Source organism: Desulfotignum balticum DSM 7044 (assembly GCF_000421285.1).
Classification (GTDB): domain Bacteria; phylum Desulfobacterota; class Desulfobacteria; order Desulfobacterales; family Desulfobacteraceae; genus Desulfotignum; species Desulfotignum balticum.
Genome location: NZ_ATWO01000001.1, coordinates 4,744,170 through 4,763,324, shown reverse-complemented (window position 1 = coordinate 4,763,324; position 19,155 = coordinate 4,744,170). Strand labels below are relative to the sequence as shown.

Below are 19,155 nucleotides of genomic sequence, written 5' to 3'. Positions count from 1 at the left end.
CCTTGTCATTTTTAAGCCATCCGTGATAGAAGAAAAAAATAAAATTTAACTTAATTTTTCAATCATTCAGGGTGGTATCATGGAAAAAAATCAATTTCAAAAGACCATTGAAGTCGGCAAAAAAAAGATAACGATTTATGACATCAATCGGTTAAAAGACGTAATGGGCGTTCCGGATATCGGCAGACTCCCTTTTTCCATTAAAATTCTTGTGGAAAATCTGCTTCGAAAACTGGATGGCCGGATTGTCACTGAAAAAGACCTTTTAAACATTGCAACGTGGAAAAAACAATACAAAACCCCCGTGGAAATACCTTATCATCCGGCCCGCGTGCTGATGCAGGATTTTACAGGGGTTCCGGCGGTCGTGGATCTGGCAGCCATGCGGGATGCGGTCAAGGCCCTGGGCGGTGATCCTGCCAGGATCAATCCGCTGGCACCCGTGGAACTGGTAGTGGATCATTCCGTGCAGGTGGATTATTACGGGACCGGCAGTGCCATCACCAAAAATGTGGCCAAAGAGTATGAGAGAAACCAGGAACGGTATTCGCTTTTAAAATGGGCCCAGAAAAGTTTTAAAAACTTTAACGTGGTGCCGCCCAACTCCGGCATATGCCATCAGGTAAACCTCGAGCATCTGGGACGGGTCTTTATCATGGATACAGAGGCACAAGATTTGCTGGCCTACCCGGATACACTGGTGGGCACGGATTCTCACACCCCCATGATCAACGGGATCGGGGTGATGGGATGGGGGGTTGGCGGCATAGAAGCGGAAGCCGTGATGCTGGGGCAGCCTTATTACATGTCTGTTCCTGAAGTCATCGGTGTCAGGCTGATCGGGAACTTGAAAAAAGGCGTGACAGCGACCGATCTGGTATTGACCATTACGGAAATTTTGAGAAACGAAAAAGTGGTGGAAAAATTTGTCGAGTATTTTGGTCCGGGGATGAAACACCTGTCAGTCACGGACCGGGCCACCATCGCGAACATGACCCCGGAATATGGGGCCACCCTTGGGTTTTTCCCCATTGATGAAAAAACCATTGAATATCTGGAACTGACCAACCGCGCGGAACAGGCAGCTGTGGCGGAAGCGTGTGCCAGGGCCTTAGGTCTTTTTTGCACCCAAGACAGCGAACCGGTTTATACCAAAGTGGTGGAAATTGATTTATCCAGGGTTGAACCCTGCCTGGCAGGGCCTGCCCGGCCCCAGGACCGTATTCCCCTGGGTGACTTGAAATCCGGCTTTGCCCAGGTACTGGGATGTGAATACCACCGGGATGCAGAACCGGAAAATCTGTCTAAATTTATCGACGAATCCGGGTGTGAAACCCGGCGTGCGCCAAAATGTGTGCCTGTCAGCAAGCGGCAGATCGATCTGGAAATCAACGAAAGACCTTTGAAGCTGGGTGACGGGTGTGTCGTAATCGCGGCCATCACTTCCTGCACCAATACGTCCAACCCTTCGGTCATGCTCGGTGCCGGGCTTATTGCCAAGGCAGCCGTTGAAAAAGGCCTTAAAATTCCTTCCTATGTCAAAACGTCACTGGCCCCGGGATCAAAGGTGGTGGTTGATTACCTTGAGGATGCCGGACTGTTGCCATACCTGGAAGCACTTGGCTTTCATGTGGCCGGGTTTGGGTGTACCACATGCATTGGCAACAGCGGTCCGCTTCATCCGGAGATTGAAAAGGCCATTGCCGATAACGACTTAAACGTCGTATCGGTATTGTCGGGCAACCGAAACTTTGAAGCCAGAATTCACCAGAGCGTAAAAGGCAACTATCTTGCTTCGCCCATGCTGGTTGTGGCGTTTGCCATTGCCGGAAGAATCGATATCAACGTGAACACGGAACCCGTGGGATTTGATCCCAACAATGAACCCGTGTACCTTGAAGATATCTGGCCGTCGGATGACCAGATCCGAAAGCTGGTTCAAAAACATGTGAAACAGGCATTTTTCAGGAAAGAATATGATAAAATTTTTGCCGGTGACCAATTCTGGCAGGATCTGGATGTCACAAAAAGCACCACATTCACATGGAATGACCAATCCACGTATATTAAAAATCCCCCTTATTTTGAAAATTTCAAGAAGGAAACAGACAAGCCCGAAGATATTTCAGAGGCAAATGCCCTTGTTTTACTGGGAGATTCAGTCACCACGGACCATATTTCGCCTGCCGGCGCCATCCCTGAAGAATATCCCGCGGGTCAGTATCTGATCCACAATCAGGTCAAACCTGAAGAATTCAATTCCTATGGGGCGCGCCGAGGAAACCATGAAGTCATGATGCGCGGCACATTCGGAAATATCCGGATAAAAAATCAGATGGCCGGCGTCAGGGAAGGCAGTTTTACCTTGAAGTTCCCATCGGGCCAGGAAAAATTCATCTATGATGCAGCCATGGCATATCAAAAAGAAAATAAGCCGCTGGTGATATTGGGGGGGAAAGAATACGGCACGGGGTCATCCCGGGACTGGGCAGCCAAGGGAACCGCCCTTTTGGGGGTGAAAGCGATCATTGCCGAATCCTACGAAAGAATTCACCGCAGCAATCTGGTGGGCATGGGGGTGCTTCCTTTGGTCTTCGAAAACGGTGAAAGCTGGAGAAGTCTGGGTCTGGACGGCTCTGAAACGTTTTCAATCAAAGGGATCGCAAACATGACGCCACGAAAGACCCTGGAAGTGACGGCCCGGAAAACCAATGGCATTCAGGTCCAATTTTTAGTCACTGCCCGCCTGGATACGGTGGTGGATGTGGAATATTTTGAAAACAATGGCATCCTGCCGTGTATTTTAAGAAAACTTTTGAAAATGGAATCACAGGCATAACGCTTGTTTTGCGGTTGAAATCATCCCAGGCATTCTTATGTTATTGATTAGAAAGACAGTATGCCGTTCATGTGATACACAGCGTGCTGTCTTAAATCAAAAAACCTGTTGCCGGGAGGTGTTCCATGGCAGAATCATTAAATAATCGTACAAAACAGCGGCGCGCCGGGAAAAAAGAAAATCTCAAACAAAAACGCAGAGAATGCGAGGACACTACCTACAGCCGGGATGATCGGCATGCCTGTTATCGGTGGGCTGAAAAAAAAGCGGTCAGCAGACCACCCAGACAAGGAGGTTCCCATGCAGCAAAAAACTAACACCCCGTTTCTGGTGGATCTGGATATATTGAATACCCATAATGAAAAAGGATGTGAGGCCTGCAACCGGAAATTCAGTCTTGGAGATACCGTGGTTATGGCGTGCGGATCCTGGCCGGATGATTGTATGAAACTGATCCATGAGCATGAGGCTGTGTTTGATGAAAATACCCGGGCCTGGTATGAACGAACCTATTACCAGAGCCTGGCACAATCCTAAAGTTTAATCCATTATAAAAATCCGGCCCTGTGGGTCCAGGTCAGCGTGAGATGGCTTTGCTGGGCCGGTATCCTCTCCGCCTGACCGGGCGATGGTCGGTTTTCCACCTGACATTTTATACGCCTACGCTCAAAAAGGCGATATATGACCCATTGAGCAAATACGCCCTTTTTTTCGCATTTTTCCCGCCTTTGAATATGAGTGACTTTTCTTTTTTGTCCTTGAAAATCAATGTCATACAAAAAGTTTTTTCCATATCACCGGTGTGGCACAATGATTGCCATATTCAGCATTGACCAGAGATAACAGAAGCGTTGTCTTTGCCCGGTATCTTGTCAGCAAATCCAAAGCGGTTGTTCAGAAACTGTTTGTCTGCAGCCGGACTGCTGTCAACCCAAACTATTTTAAGAGGTGAATGATATGATCATTGTCAGAACAACCCTGAAAGTGTTTCCGGAAAAGCAGCTGGAAGTCATACAGACACTGCTTTCGCTGATTGAACCGGTGGGAGGGGAACCCGGCTGCAACAGCTGTTGTGCGTTTTGTGACATCAAAGACAAGCACCGCCTCATATTGCTGGAGGAATGGGAGACCCAAAAGGACCTGGACCAGCATATACAATCCCTTCGATTCGGGGTCCTTTTGGGAACCAGAACCCTCTTATGTGAGCCGCCTCAAATTCAGATCCATACGGTGAACAAGACCCAGGGAATGGAGACCGTTCATGCCATCAGGCAAAATAAGGAAAAATGAGTGTTTAATCACACCCATAAAGTTTTTATCCGTTTCCTTGACAGAAGGCAGTTGCCCGGCCTATAACCAGAACAGTTTATATCTTTCGTACATTCCAATTTCTCAGGACAGGGGAAATGTCCATGACAAAAAAAGAACAGCCGGCAAAAGACAAACCGGCCCGGCAGGACATTCCAAAATCCGGAACCGCTGCTGCCCGGTTTCCCATTGTCGGAATCGGGGCTTCCGCCGGCGGCCTGGAAGCGTTTGAATCGTTTTTCAAAGCCATGCCCCCAGACAGCGGTATGGCCTTTGTCCTGATATCTCATCTGGACCCCACCCATATCAGTATCCTGCCGGAGCTGATTCAGAAAAAAACACAGATGAAGGTCCATCAGATAACAGACGGGCTTACGATTCAGCCCAACAGGATCTATGTGATTCCGCCCAACAAGGATATGGCCATTTTAAACGGCACCCTCCAGCTCATGGATCTGCCCCAGCCCAGGGGATTCAACCTTCCCATTGACAGTTTTTTCAAATCCCTGGCCCAGGACCAGGGCCCGGATGCCATCGGCATTATCCTGTCGGGAACCGGCAGTGACGGCAGTCTCGGAGTCAGACAGATCAAGGGGGAACTGGGCATGGTCATGGTCCAGGACGAGGATTCCGCCAAATATGCAGGCATGCCCCGAAGTGCCGCTGCCACAGGCCTTGTGGATTATGTCCTGGCTGCGGACAAGATGCCCGAAGCGCTGGTTAAATATACCCGGCATGCTTTTGTCAAACCCCGGGACCCGATTACGAAAGATGAAAAACAAACTCAGAATGCGCTGCAAAAAATTTATATTCTTCTTCGAACCCATACCCATCATGATTTTTCCCTTTACAAGAAAAATACCATTGTCCGGCGGGTGGAACGGCGGATGCATGTGCATCAGATCGATAATATTCAAGATTATCAGACCTTTCTGACCCGAAGCGAGCGTGAGATCCATGTCCTGTTCAAAGACTTTTTGATCGGTGTAACCAGCTTTTTCAGAGATCCTGACGCCTTTGCCGTGCTCAAGGAAAAATATGTGCCCGAACTTCTGGCTGATAAACCGGAAGGGGCCATGGTCAGAATCTGGGTGACCGGATGCAGCACGGGGGAAGAGGCCTATTCCATGGCGATTTTAGTGCAGGAATGCATGGAAAAAATGAACCGGCATTTCAATGTCCAGATATTTGCCACGGATATTGATCCGGATGCCATCAATACCGCCAGATCCGGACGCTATCCTTTAAGCATATCAGCCGATCTCGATACGAGAAGATTAAAACAGTTTTTCACCAAACAAGACAATCACTACAAGGTCAAAAAACCCATCCGGGAAATGCTGGTGTTTGCATTGCAGGACCTGATCAAAGATCCGCCTTTCACAAAACTGGATATTATTACCTGCAGAAATCTTCTGATCTACCTGGAGCCGGAATTGCAGAAAAAACTGTTTCCCGTGTTTCATTACAGTCTGATGCCGGCGGGTCTCTTGTTCATCGGTTCATCCGAGTCTCTGGGCCAGGAAACCACCCTGTTTGAAATTTGTGACCGGAAATGGAAAATATTCAAACGCAAATCAGGCGTGTCAAATGCCAAGCCCATATTGAATCTGCCGGTCCCGGCATCTCCTGAAGCTCCTTCGGTCATCAACCCCCCTGAAGCAGTCACAAGGGCGGAAGAGATCAACAGCTTTAAACTGGTGGAAACCATTTTGCAGGAAAGCGACACCCCTCCCTGCGTCATTATAGATGAAAAATTAAATATCGTGTATATCCACGGCCGGACGGGAAAATATCTGGAACCCGCCGCCGGCAGGGCGTGTTTCAATATTCTGGACATGGCCCGGCCCAGTCTGAAAACCGTGCTGGCATCGGCTATCCGAAAATCCGCGGGCATGAAGCAGGAAGTTGTCTGCAAAGAGGTTGATATCGAAGACAACGGCGGCACCATCAAGATTGACCTGACGGTAAAGCCGGTCCCGGCATACGGGGCCCTTCGCGGCATGCTCATGGTGGTGTTCAATGATGAAAAAAAAACAAAAACCAGGCCCAGGCCCAAAGCCCCCCGGAAAAACGATACCATAAACCGGCTTGAACAGGAGCTGCAATACACCAAAGAAAACTTGCAGACCACCATTGAAGAGCTGGAAACCGCCAATGAGGAACTCCAGTCCACCAATGAAGAACTCCAGTCCGCCAATGAGGAACTGCAATCCACCAATGAGGAGCTGGAAACTTCAAAAGAGGAGCTCCAGTCTTTGAATGAGGAGTCCGCCACCGTGAATGCGGAACTCCAGGGCCGGCTCGATGAATTGTCCGATGCCAATGACGACATGAAAAATCTGTTGAATTCCACCCAGATCGGGACGATTTTTCTGGACATGGACATGAATATCCGGCGGTTCACCGACCGAATCATTGACTTGATTCCTCTGGCAGCAAGCGATATCGGCCGGCCGGTCAGCCATTTTGCCACACAATTAAAACAATTTCACATTGTGGATCATGCCCTGCAGGTCTTAAAAGATCTGATCCCCCGGGAATTTGAAGTGGAAAGCCTGGACAACAAGTTATTCAGAACAAGGATCATGCCGTACCGCACCATGCTAAATGTCATTGACGGCGTGGTGGTGACCTTTGAAGATATCACTGAATTCAATCGGTATCGCCTGACGGCCCATCGCCTGTCCGTGATTATGGATTCAAAGGATGCCATCCTGATCCAGGATAAAAATGGCGCGATTTCCTTCTGGAACCGGGGGGCCGCCGACATGTACGGGTATACGGAATCCGAGGCCCTGAAAATGAATATCAAGGACATGATCCCCCAAAAAAATCATACAGCGTTTCTGGAATTGATAGACAAGGCGTTTGCCGGCAAATTGTTCGACAGCCTTGAAACCTGTCGAATCACCCGGTCAGGCGCTGTTCTGAAGGTCTGGGTGATGGTTTTGGCACTGCGGAATGAAAAGGATATGACCAACGGGGTCGTCACCATTGAGAGGATCATCCCGGAGACAGAATGAATCAGATGAAAAATATAACAGCCGAAGAAAAATTCAATGCATTGCGCCGGCAGGCGGAAGCATTGATGGCAAAACCGGATTATTCAAAACGATCGGTCGCGTTGGACGACCCGCTCCAGTTAATTCATGAACTCCAGACCTTCCAGATTGAACTGGAACTGCAAAACGAAGAGCTTCTCCGGGCCCAGCAGGAATTGATGGAATTTAAAATCCATTATACCCAGTTGTATGATTTCACGCCTGTGGGATATGTCACCCTGGATGCAAAAGGAAAGATCTTCGATGCCAACATGACCCTGGCCCGGATGCTGGAAACGGAAAGGGGTGCTCTTGTCAACCGGTCCCTTTCCGACCATATCCTTTCTCAGGACCAGGATATTTATTACCTGCACCTGCAAGCACTTTTTACGTACAAAAAAAGACAGATCTGTGACCTTAAAATGAAAAAAAAGGAGGGGGCTTTTCTGGATGTGCAGCTGGAAAGCACGGCGATCCCGGAGTCCTGTCAGGGGGAAGCCCGGTTTCGCACCGTCATCATTGATGTCTCCGACCGGAAGCGCACCGAGCGGTTACTCAAATACGGCCGGCATCAATTGGAATCGGTTCTGAACCGGATTGAATCCAGTGTCTATGTGGCGGACATGACCTCCCATAAAATTCTTTTTATGAACACGTACATGAAAAAAAAGCACCAGGCAGATCTGACCGGCCAGGTCTGCTGGGCAGCCATCCATGGAAAGCAGACCGGGCCCTGTGACATCTGTAACAACGACACGCTGGTGGATGAAGACGGCAACCCCACAGAGCCATGTATCTGGGAAGTTTACGACCAGGAATCTGATCAATGGCATGAACTGACCAGCCTGGCCGTCCCGTGGACCGACGGCCGGCTGGTGCGCCTGGAAATCGCCAGGGACATCACCCGGCGCAAAAAAGCTGAAAAGCAGCAAAAAGAGATCACGCTGACCCTTGAAGAAAAAGTAAAGCAAAGAACGGCGGAACTGGAAGATATGAATGCCACTTTGAGAATATTGCTGAAAAAAAGAGAAGAAGATAAAAATGAAATCGGAGAAAATATCTTTGCCAATCACAAACTCATCCTGGCCCCCATCATCGAGAATCTGAAAAAAAACCTGACCCTGGAAAGCCAGAAGGATATGATGGATATCCTGGAAACGGAGTTGAAAAATATCATTTCGCCTTTTTCAAAAAAATTATCCGATCACATGGTGAATTTAACGCCCATGGAAATTCATGTCGCCGATCTGGTGAAGTTCGGAAAAACCAATAAAGAGATTTCGGAAATCACGCACAGCTCCATCCACACCATCTCCCGCCATCGCGAAAATATCCGGAAAAAGATCGGCTTGAAAAACAAAAAAATAAATCTTCGCTCCTTTCTCCTGACGCTGGAATAATGCCTATTTTAAATAGGTGATCCGTTGGTTTTTTTCTGCCTTTCTGTGTTGTTGACCTAAGAGACGATTCCCTTTAGAGTGAAAGATGTCATAACAGCCGGAAAATCTTGATCTGATATCTTTTTAACCGGAATACCGGCTCAAAATCCGTTCACATTTTCTATCCCGGCAGGGAAAAGGAAAAACTGAGGTTGCGAATGAACAAAAAAGACATGATCCAGGAAAAATTTGATGAATTGCGCCGAGAGGCGGAAGCGTTGATGATGGAAAAAGGGTTTGAAAGCCAGTCCGTGGTCGACCGTGATCACCTTGAACTGATTCAGGAACTCCAGACCATTCAGGTTGAGCTGGAACTGCAAAATGAGGAGTTGCAGCGCTCCCAGCAGGAACTCATGGAATTTAAAACGCGGTATACGGAACTGTATGATTTTACCCCTGTGGGGTATGTCTGCCTGGATAAAAAAGGCGTGATCCGCAATGCCAACCTGACTTTGGCCGACATGCTGTCATTGGAAAGAAGTTCGCTGATCGACCAGCCTTTAACCCGTCATGTTTTTTTCGAAGACCAGGATATCTATTACGGGCATCTGAAAGATCTGGCCGAGTCGAAACAGCGGCAGATATGTGAACTGCGCATGAAAAAATCAGACGGCACCCTTGTGGATGTGCAGCTGGAAAGCACGGTGTTTCCATATCAAAGCTGGAGACCGGAACAATTCAGAACCGTGATCATTGACATCACTGAACGCAAACAGATGGAAAAGGAACAAGACGCGTTACGGGGACGGCTTTATCAGAGTCATAAAATGGAGTCCATCCGGACCATTGCCGGCGGGATTGCCCATGATTTCAACAATATCTTGTTCATTATCATCGGGAATATTGACATGGCCGTTGAAGAAACCAAAGACTGGCATCCGGTCTATCCCAAACTCCAAAGAATCCGGAACGCTGCCGAGCGGGCCGCAGGAATTGTCAAGCTGCTCTTGAACTTCAGCCGGACCTCGGACGAAAAACAAACCCCCGTGGACTTGATTGATGTGATCAAAGATTCGCTTGTTTTACTGCGGGCGTCCATCCCGACCTTCATCGATATTCATACGAAATTCCCGGATCAGCCAGTGATGATTCTTTCGGACAAGATCCAGATCGGCCAGATTCTGATGAATTTATGCACCAATGCTTCCCAGGCAATGGAAAAGACCGGGGGACTTCTCGAGATCAGGGTGGAAACAAAAATTTTGCCGGAAGGGGCTGCTGAAGACTGTCCGGCCGGGAAGTATGCAGAGATGATGGTGAAAGACAACGGCCCTGGAATTGATCCCGGCATCCTGAACCGTATTTTTGATCCCTATTTTACCACCCGGGCCGTGGGAAAAGGGTCCGGCCTGGGACTGGCCGTTGTTTACACCATTGTTAAAAATCACAAAGGGACCATTACCGTTCAAAACCGGCCGGAAGGCGGGACCCTGTTTACGATGCGCTTCCCCGTGGTGGACCGGAAACCCGAGACAAAGATCAAATCCATGAATGATTCGTTTCATGGCACGGAGCGAATCCTTTTTGTGGATGATGAGGTGAACATTGCCGAGATGGCTCAGGAAGCATTGAAATTGTTTGATTACAGGGTCGAAGCCATGGTCAGACCCGGAAGATGCGCTGGCGCTGTTTAAATTGAACCCCGGCTATTTTGATGCGGTCATTACGGATATGACCATGCCCAAAATGACGGGTGCGAAACTGGCTGAAGAATTGATCCGGATCCGGCCCGATATCCCCATTGTTCTGTGCACGGGCCACAGCTCCCTGATTGATGAGGAAAAAGCCCGGCAACTGGGAATTGCGGCCTATATGATGAAACCGGTCTCCATGTCGAAAATTGCCGAAACCATACGAAAACTGATGGATCAAAAAAATTAACCCCTGTTTTTTAAAGGAGTGTCCGCGATGTTATTAATGAACGTCATCAAATCAAGAGGATATATCATGATGTTGAATGAACTGGCCAATCAGGTGATAAAACTGAAGCGTTTGCGAACGGAAGATGTCCGGCGAAACAGAACCAGAAATCTGGTCCTGGGGGCCGGTATCGGCTCCGTGGTGGGCGTTGCCGCCGGCATCCTGTTTGCCCCGAAATCCGGCAGAGAAACCCGGCATCTCATTGCCGACCGGACCGGTCAAACCATTAAAAATCTGAAAGACAATGTGGCGGCCACCAAAGAGAAAATCGTGGCTTCGGCTAAGGAAACCAAAGAAAAACCTTCAGAATAGAAGGAGGCCATTTTTATGCAAGGTTCCATTACCTGGAATGAACTGGGCGTATTTATTATTTTTGTGTTTTTTGCAGTGGCCGGCGGCTATGCCGTTATCACGTTGAAAAACGTGAACCGGCTTGTCAAAGAAGCCGCAGGTCTGCTGCAAAAAAACAAAGACCAGTTGAACGAGATTATTCCCAATATTCATGAAATTTCAGTGAATACAAAAAGCATGAGCAAGAATTTAAAAAAAAGTGTTGAAGAGGCGGGAGAGGCCGTCCGGACGATTTCCCATGAAACAACGGATACGGTATTGACCATTACTGAAACGGCGGATTCCCTGGCAAAATATGCCCTGGTGATCGGAGAAATCGTTCAGATAGTGGTCAATATGTTTTCATCCAGTGAGAAAGGAGTAAAATAAAAATTTTTGAAATCCTTCAAAAATGTCCGGACCCCTGCCTTTCAGGAAAGGATCTGAAAATGCAAAAAGCGTTTATAAACGTATTTAACAATGTCCTGGGATCGGTGCGTGAACCCCTTCTGGTACTGGATAACAGTCATAAGGTGGTCGGCGCCAACCCGTCTTTTTACAAAAATTTCTGTGTCACCCAGGAAAATACGGAAGGTGCATTGATCTATGATCTTGGCAACGGGCAATGGAATATCCCCAAACTCAGGGAATTGCTGGAAGAGGTGCTGCCCCAGAATTGTGTATTCAATGATTTTGAAGTGGAACATTCTTTTGAAAATATCGGCCCCAAGATCATGCATCTGAATGCCAGAAAAATCAACCTGAAATCAATCGATGCCCAGCTGATTCTTCTGGCCATCGAGGATGTGACGGAGCGGGAACATTATAAGCGGAACCTTGAAGAGATTGTGGAAGCCCGCACATCTGAACTTGCCCTGGCCAGACAGGCGGCGGAAAAAGAAAAGGAAACCGCAGAAACAGCCCTGCTGGAAATACAAAAGCTGAAAAAGCAGCTGGAAGGGGAAAAAGCGTATCTGACCGAAGAGATCAAACTGGAACACAACCATGAAAATATCATCGGTAAAAGCGATGCACTCAAATACGTGCTCTATAAGGTCGAACAGATTGCCGCCACCCATACCACGGTCCTGGTTCTGGGCGAAACCGGAACGGGAAAGGAACTTGTGGCCCGGGCCGTTCATCACAGCAGTCCGCGCAGAAAAAGGGCTTTGGTCAAAATCAACTGCGCCGCATTGCCGGCCAACCTGATTGAAAACGAATTGTTCGGTCATGAAAAAGGGGCGTTTACCGGTTCCAGCGCCAGGCAGCTGGGACGGTTCGAGATTGCAAACGGGGCCACGCTCTTTCTGGATGAAATCGGAGAACTGCCCCTGGAGTTGCAGGGCAAACTGCTTCGCGTGATCCAGGACGGGGAGTTTGAACGCCTGGGCAGCCCCCATACCATCAAGGTGGACGCCAGGATCATTGCCGCCACCAATCGGAATCTGGAACAGGAAGTAAAAAAAGGCAATTTCCGGGAAGATCTCTGGTACCGGCTGAATGTGTTTCCCATTACCATGCCGCCCCTTCGGGACCGAATAGAGGACATCCCGCTTCTGGTGGCTTTTTATGTCAAAAAAATTGCCAGGCGCCTGGGTAAAGATACCCCCATTGTTCCCAAACTGATGATGGATACATTTTTAAATTATGACTGGCCGGGAAATGTCCGGGAGCTGGAGAATATTCTGGAGCGTGCCGTGATCATTTCGTCAGGCCCGAAACTGCGCATGGTGGATGATTTTAACAAGCCGCTGGCTTCTTTAGGCAACACCCATAAAATAAAGGAATCAAAAACACTGGAACAAGTGGAACACGACCATATTGTCCAGGTTCTGGAACAGACCAACTGGAAAGTCAGCGGGAAAAACAGTGCAACCCAGATTCTCGGACTCAACCGCAGCACCCTGCGCGCCCGGATGCGAAAGCTGGATATCATAAAACCCTGAACGGCCATATTTGGCCTTTGGTAATATAAGGAAACCCTTGAGATGAAAATTTTATTCATTTACCCTGAATTTCCGGATACGTTCTGGTCTTTCACCCATGCCTTAAGCTTTATCGGAAAAAAAGCGGCTTTTCCGCCGCTGGGATTGATCACTGTGGCGGCCCTGGTGCCTGAAAACTGGGAGAAACGCCTGAAGGATACGAATGTGGAGCGCCTCAAAGACAAGGATATTGCCTGGGCCGATCTGGTGTTTATCGGCGGCATGGCCGTTCAGCGCACATCCACCCGGCAGATCATCGATCGCTGTAAAACATTGAATGTCACGGTTGTGGCCGGCGGGCCGCTGTTTACTTGTGAACCCGAAGCGTTCATGGACGTGGACCACCTGGTGCTGGATGAAGCAGAACTGACCCTGCCTGAATTTTTGTCGGATCTTGGCAACGGCCGGGTAAAAAAAATATACCGGGCCGACGGATTCTGTGATCCTGATGACACCCCCGTGCCTTTGTGGGGGCTGTTAAACATGAAACGATATGCATCCATGAGCTTGCAGTTTTCCAGGGGCTGCCCCTTTAACTGCGATTTCTGTAACGTGACGGCCTTGTTCGGCCACATCCCCCGGTTAAAAAAAGCCGACCGGATCATCCTGGAACTGGATCATATTTATGCGGCAGGCTGGCGGGGCAGTATCTTTTTTGTGGATGATAATTTTATCGGCAATAAAGGGTATTTAAAAAAACATCTGCTCCCGGCCCTGATTGACTGGCGCAAAGATAAAAAAGGCTGTGTGTTTTTTACGGAATCCTCCATCAATCTGGCGGATGATCCTGAACTTTTAGACATGATGGTAAAAGCCGGGTTTGATTCCGTGTTCATCGGCATTGAATCCCCGGATGAGGTCAGTTTGGCCGAATGTCATAAAATTCAGAATAAGAACAGAAATCTTCTGGAAAGCGTGGGCATCATCCACCGGTCCGGGATGCAGGTCATGGGCGGTTTCATTGTCGGGTTTGACAGTGACGGGCCGTCCATTTTTCAGCGCCAGATCGATTTTATCCAGAAAAGCGGCATTGTCACGGCCATGGTGGGCATGCTCCAGGCCATTCCCGGAACCCGGCTGTTTGACCGGCTGCAGCAGGAAAGCCGGGTGGCACAATCCTTTTCCGGGGACAATGTAAACGGCACCACCAATATCATCCCCAAGATGGGCATGGACAATCTGCTCAACGGATACCAGGCCATCATGAAACAGATCTATCAGCCGAAAAACTATTACCGCCGGATCAGGACCTTATTGCTGGAGCTCAAAGCCCCTGAAATCGTAGCGTCGATTGATTTTCAGCGGTTTCTTTCCTTTTTCAGGGCCGGGTTGCGGCTCGGGGTTTTCGGAAAAGAACGGTTCCACTACTGGAATCTGATTGCCTGGACCCTGGTCCGAAAACCAAAACTGGTGCCCACAGCCATCACCCTTTCCATTTACGGGTATCATTACCGGAAAATCTGCGAGCGGTATATTTTTGAAAAGAAACGCGTATGACAATGACACCGAAACAGGATGAAGAGATCAAGTCCATTGCCGTCATCGGCAATTATCTGCCCCGGCAGTGCGGCATTGCCACCTTTACCAGCGATCTGGTGGAAGGATTGTCCTCTTTGTCGCCGAACATCGATTGCTGGACGGTGGCAATGAATGACACATTTAAAGGATATCCCTACCCTGAAAAAGTCCGCTTTGAAATCAACCAGAACATTTTGGCGGATTACGGGGTTGCATCCCAGTTTTTAAATATCAGCGAGGTTGATATCGTCTGCATCCAGCATGAATTCGGTATTTTCGGCGGCGCTGCCGGCAGTCATCTGCTCAAACTGCTGGGCGACCTTCACATGCCCGTGGTGACAACGTTGCATACGGTGTTAAAAGACCCTGCCCCGGAATACCGGGATGTCATGTGCAAACTCAGTGATCTGTCGGACAAACTCGTGGTCATGAGCCATAAGGCAAAAGGGTTCCTGGAAGATATCTATGGGGTCCCCCGGGAGAAAATCGCCTTTATCCATCACGGGATACCGGACATGCCCTTTATCGATTCCAGCTTTAACAAAGATAAATTTGAAGTGGAAGGCAAAAAAGTATTGCTGACCTTTGGCCTTTTGTCTCCGAGCAAAGGCATTGAAATCGCGTTGCAGGCCCTTCCCGCCGTCCTTAAAAAACATCCGGATGTGGTCTATATCATTCTGGGCCGCACCCATCCCCATGTCTTGAAATCTGATGGGGAAGCCTACCGGATCATGCTCCAGCAGATGGTTCACAAACTGGGGATCAACCGGCATGTCATTTTTCAAAACAGTTTTACGGCCTTGCGGGAACTGGGTGAATTTCTCGGCATTGCCGATCTGTATATCTCCCCATATCCTGAAGAGGCCCAGATTACCTCCGGGACCCTGGCCTATGCCATGGGAACGGGCAAGGCCATTATTTCAACCCCGTATTGGTATGCCGTTGAAATGCTGGCGGACGGCCGGGGAAAAATCGTGCCCTTTAAAGATCCAAACGCCCTGGCAGAACAGATCAATGCCCTTCTGGACAATGACGGCCAACGGCATGCCATGCGCAAAAAAGCCTATACCTTTACACGTGAAGCCGTGTGGAAAGAGGTGTCAAAGCGCTATCTGGAGGTTTTCAAAGAGGTCCGTCAAAACCGCATCCGCCATCCGCGGCCCAGGTATTCCTATATTAAAAACGTTGAGGCCATCACCCGTTTCGATCTGCCCGAGATCAAGCTGGATCATCTCAAGGCCATGACCGATGACACAGGTCTTTTCCAGCATGCCAATCATACCATCCCGGACAGGGCCCATGGATACTGCACGGATGATAATGCCAGGGCCCTGCTGACGGCTGTCCTGGGGCAAAAATACCTGCCGGCCAACGGATTTGGCCTGGATGCCCTGGCCGGCCATTATCTGGGGTTTCTTTTATATGCCTTTGATGAAAAAAAAGGCCGGTTCCGCAATTTTATGGACTATTCCCGGCAGTGGGTGAAAGAGACCGGGTCTGAAGATTCCCATGGCCGGTCGCTCTGGTGCCTGGGAAAGGCCGTGGCCTATCTGGAAAATCCCAGCCACATGGCCGTGAGCACGGTGTTGTTCAAAAAGGCCCTGGGGGTTGCGGAACATTTTTTTGCCCCCCGGGCCGTGGCGTTCACTCTCATCGGTCTGGATGCCTACCTGGGCAAATTTTGTGGAGACAGCGATGCCAGAAGGATCAGGGATATTCTGGCGGACCGGCTGTTTGTCCAGTTTAAAGATCATGGGACCACAGACTGGCCCTGGCCTGAAGATGGTTTAAATTATGCCAATGCCAAACTGCCCCAGGCCCTGATTTTGTCCGGAAAAAGGATGCAGCGCAGCGATATGGTGGATATGGGGCTTGTTTCCCTTAAATGGCTTCTGGCCGTCCAGACCCATGATCATCATTTTGCGCCCATCGGCAGCAACGGCTGGTATCAGAAAGGGGAAAAAAGGACCCGGTTCGACCAGCAGCCCATTGAAGCCAAAGCCATGGTCGATGCCTGCGTGGACGCCTATAATATCACCCGGGACCGGCAGTGGTTTGAAAACAGCGTCATGAGTTTTAACTGGTTTCTCGGGCACAATGATCTGAATATGCCCCTGTATGACCCCAGGACCGGCGGTTGCCGGGACGGGCTTATGGTGGACGGCATCAACCAGAATCAGGGGGCCGAATCCACGCTGGCATGGCTTTTATCCTTGCTGAACCTGCAAAAGCTCTATGCCGATGAAATACTCAACCAACCGCCGTTATTCCAGTCCCCCGGATATTAAATAACGGCCATGCCCTGCTGGGCACAACAAATCATGAAAGCTGTTAGCTTTTAGCCGACAGGTATTGGCTTAAAACTTAAAACTTAAAACTTAAAACTTAAAACTTAAAACTTAAAACTTTAAAGGAAACCTGATGCGCATTGCCATGCTGTCCCCCATTGCCTGGCGGACGCCGCCCGTGCACTACGGCCCCTGGGAAAAAGTGGCCTCCCTTTTAACGGAAGGCCTGGTGAAACGGGGCCTTGATGTCACCCTGTTCGCCACAAAAGATTCTTTGACCCATGCTACCCTGCATGCGGTTTGCGCGAAAGGATATGAAGAAGATCCCACCATCATCCCAAAGGTGTCTGAATGCCTTCATATTTCCGAACTGTTTGATCATGCCGACGCATTCGACATCATTCACAACCATTTTGATTTTCTGCCCTTAACCTATACGGGACTGACCCGCACCCCCGTGGTCACCACCATCCACGGGTTTTCATCCCCGCAGATTCTGCCGGTGTTTAAAAAATACAACAAAAAAACCTTTTATGTGTCCATCAGCGATGCCGACCGAAACCCGGATCTTGATTATATCAGGACCATTCATCACGGGATTGATCTGGCGGAATTTGATTTTCAGCCCCATCCTGAAGATTATCTTTTGTTTCTGGGCCGGTTCCACCCGGATAAGGGGGCCAAAGAGGCCATCGAAGTTGCCCGGGCCTCGGGCAGAAAACTGATCATGGCCGGGATCATCCAGGATGAGACCTATTTCAATGCACATATCAAACCGGTGATCGATGGGGACCAGGTAACCTATCTGGGAAGCATCGGGCCGGAAAAAAGAAATGAGGTGCTGGGCAAGGCCGCAGCGTTGCTGCATCTCATCAATTTTGACGAACCCTTCGGCCTGAGTGTCATTGAATCCATGGCCTGCGGCACCCCCGTGATTGCCGTCAACCGGGGCAGCATGCCAGAACTGATCCGGGACAAGGAGAACGGGTTCCTGGTTTCCAATATTCAAGAGGCAATCCGTGCAGTTGACCGTATCAGCGGCATTGACCGGGCATTTTGCCGGAAAACCGTTTCCGATCATTTCACGGTTGATCATATGGTTGATAACTATATCCAGGTGTATGAAAAGATCTGTGAAATGACAAAGCGGGAAGATCACCGGCCCTGGGGATTTTACCGGATTCTTTCCGATGAAAATACGTTTAAGAATAAAAAAATAACGGTGTATCCGGGAAAACGCTTGAGCCTCCAGCGTCATCAGCACAGGGATGAACACTGGTTTGTGGTCAGCGGAAAAGGCATCTGCACCCTGGATGGCGCAGAAAATAGGCTTGTGGCCGGACAATCCATAAATATCCCGCGTAAATCCGTTCACAGAATTCAAAATGACGGCATAAAAAATCTCGTATTTACGGAAGTTCAGACCGGCGATTATTTTGGTGAAGATGATATTGAACGCCTGGAAGATGATTTTGGCAGAAATTAACACACAGAAAAAGGTTGTCATGAATACCCGAAAAGATATCATTACGCGCTGTGCACACAATCCCATCCTGACAAAAAAAGATGTCCCCTATCCCGTGGCAACGGTTCACAATGCCGGCGTGGTCAAATATCAGGGGCAGTATATCATGCTGTTCAGATCCCATCTTTACAACGGGCGCTCCATCATCGGCCGGGCGGACAGCCGGGATGGATTTTCATTTACCGTTGCCCCGGAACCCTTTTTAATCCCGGCGAAAGCGGGTGTGTTTGCCGAGTATGAAGCCTTTGGCGTCGAAGATCTGCGCATCAATCCCGTGGGAGATGAATTTTTGCTCACCTACAGTGCCTATTCTTGTCACGGGGTCTGTATTGCCCTGGCCAGGACGACTGATTTTAAAACCGTCGAACGCATTGCCCTGATCACCCAGGCGGATCTGCGCAACGTGGTCATCTTTCCTGAAAAAATAAACGGCCGGTATGTGCGTCTGGACCGGCCCCATTCGGAAATATCCCCCTGGTCCATCTGGATTTCCTATTCGCCGGATCTGATTCACTGGGGGGATTCAAAAGTGATCATAAAACCTTTGACCTATCACTGGGATGAAATGAAAATCGGGCCCGGGGCCCCGCCCATAAAAACCGGTAAAGGCTGGCTGAATATCTATCACGGGGTGTTCAAAACCATGTCCGGAACCGTGTACCGGCTCGGCGCTGCCCTGCATGCCCTGGATGACCCGGCAAGAATCATCGGCGTTTCCGATGACTGGATCCTCCAGCCCGAAGATTTCTGGGAAAGGGTCGGCTATGTTCCCAATGTGGTGTTTACCTGCGGTGCGGTTCCGGAAGAGGACGGTACGGTGAAAATTTACTGGGGAGGGGCGGATACGGTCATGTGTGCGGGTACGGCAACGCTTGACGATCTTGTGTCTCTTTGCCTCACTTCTTCCCGGCCGGCCATGTGACAGACGTCACAAAAGGGCAATGGTCATATATGACCTT

At 49.3% G+C, this 19,155-nt stretch carries 14 protein-coding genes; all 14 read left to right on the top strand.

Annotated elements, in window-relative coordinates:
- Nucleotides 1–79 precede the first annotated feature (79 nt).
- On the top strand, nt 80–2,839 hold the full coding sequence (acnA, locus tag K365_RS0123750) for an aconitate hydratase AcnA (RefSeq protein ID WP_024336624.1): 2,760 nt from the start codon (nt 80–82) through the stop codon (nt 2,837–2,839).
- A 300-nt stretch (nt 2,840–3,139) separates the two neighbouring features.
- Nucleotides 3,140–3,376 (top strand): hypothetical protein, encoded by a 237-nt coding sequence (locus K365_RS0123740; protein WP_006968720.1) that lies wholly within the window; start codon nt 3,140–3,142, stop codon nt 3,374–3,376.
- Nucleotides 3,377–3,796: 420 nt separating this feature from the next.
- Nucleotides 3,797–4,129: a putative quinol monooxygenase gene (locus K365_RS0123730; RefSeq protein ID WP_024336623.1), complete on the top strand. Its 333-nt coding sequence runs from the start codon at nt 3,797–3,799 to the stop codon at nt 4,127–4,129.
- A 122-nt stretch (nt 4,130–4,251) separates the two neighbouring features.
- Nucleotides 4,252–7,173 carry a chemotaxis protein CheB gene (locus tag K365_RS0123725; protein ID WP_245569255.1) on the top strand — a complete coding sequence of 974 codons (2,922 nt, stop codon included), beginning with the start codon at nt 4,252–4,254 and terminating at the stop codon, nt 7,171–7,173.
- Between the two features lie 5 nt (nt 7,174–7,178).
- On the top strand, nt 7,179–8,591 hold the full coding sequence (locus K365_RS26985; protein WP_169432986.1) for a PAS domain S-box protein: 1,413 nt from the start codon (nt 7,179–7,181) through the stop codon (nt 8,589–8,591).
- Nucleotides 8,592–8,788: 197 nt separating this feature from the next.
- On the top strand, nt 8,789–10,264 hold the full coding sequence (locus K365_RS26980) for a two-component system sensor histidine kinase NtrB (protein ID WP_024336620.1): 1,476 nt from the start codon (nt 8,789–8,791) through the stop codon (nt 10,262–10,264).
- A complete protein-coding gene (locus K365_RS26975; protein ID WP_084490006.1) occupies nt 10,209–10,511 on the top strand; it encodes a response regulator in 303 nt (100 codons plus the stop codon). Before K365_RS26980 ends, K365_RS26975 begins: the two co-directional genes overlap by 56 nt.
- 66 nt (nt 10,512–10,577) lie before the next feature.
- Nucleotides 10,578–10,862 carry a YtxH domain-containing protein gene (locus K365_RS0123710; RefSeq protein WP_211221145.1) on the top strand — a complete coding sequence of 95 codons (285 nt, stop codon included), beginning with the start codon at nt 10,578–10,580 and terminating at the stop codon, nt 10,860–10,862.
- Between the two features lie 15 nt (nt 10,863–10,877).
- Nucleotides 10,878–11,270, top strand: coding sequence for a DUF948 domain-containing protein (locus K365_RS0123705; RefSeq protein ID WP_024336617.1), 393 nt, complete (start codon nt 10,878–10,880; stop codon nt 11,268–11,270).
- A gap of 59 nt (nt 11,271–11,329) precedes the next feature.
- On the top strand, nt 11,330–12,826 hold the full coding sequence (locus K365_RS0123700; RefSeq protein WP_024336616.1) for a sigma-54 interaction domain-containing protein: 1,497 nt from the start codon (nt 11,330–11,332) through the stop codon (nt 12,824–12,826).
- Between the two features lie 42 nt (nt 12,827–12,868).
- Nucleotides 12,869–14,362 (top strand): B12-binding domain-containing radical SAM protein, encoded by a 1,494-nt coding sequence (locus tag K365_RS0123695; protein ID WP_024336615.1) that lies wholly within the window; start codon nt 12,869–12,871, stop codon nt 14,360–14,362.
- Nucleotides 14,359–16,671 (top strand): glycosyltransferase family 4 protein, encoded by a 2,313-nt coding sequence (locus K365_RS0123690; RefSeq protein ID WP_024336614.1) that lies wholly within the window; start codon nt 14,359–14,361, stop codon nt 16,669–16,671. Before K365_RS0123695 ends, K365_RS0123690 begins: the two co-directional genes overlap by 4 nt.
- Nucleotides 16,672–16,804: 133 nt before the next feature.
- Entirely contained in the window at nt 16,805–18,157 is a 1,353-nt protein-coding gene (locus tag K365_RS0123685; protein WP_024336613.1) for a glycosyltransferase, read from the top strand.
- A 19-nt stretch (nt 18,158–18,176) separates the two neighbouring features.
- Nucleotides 18,177–19,118 (top strand): glycoside hydrolase family 130 protein, encoded by a 942-nt coding sequence (locus K365_RS0123680; protein ID WP_029725750.1) that lies wholly within the window; start codon nt 18,177–18,179, stop codon nt 19,116–19,118.
- Nucleotides 19,119–19,155: the final 37 nt, after the last annotated feature.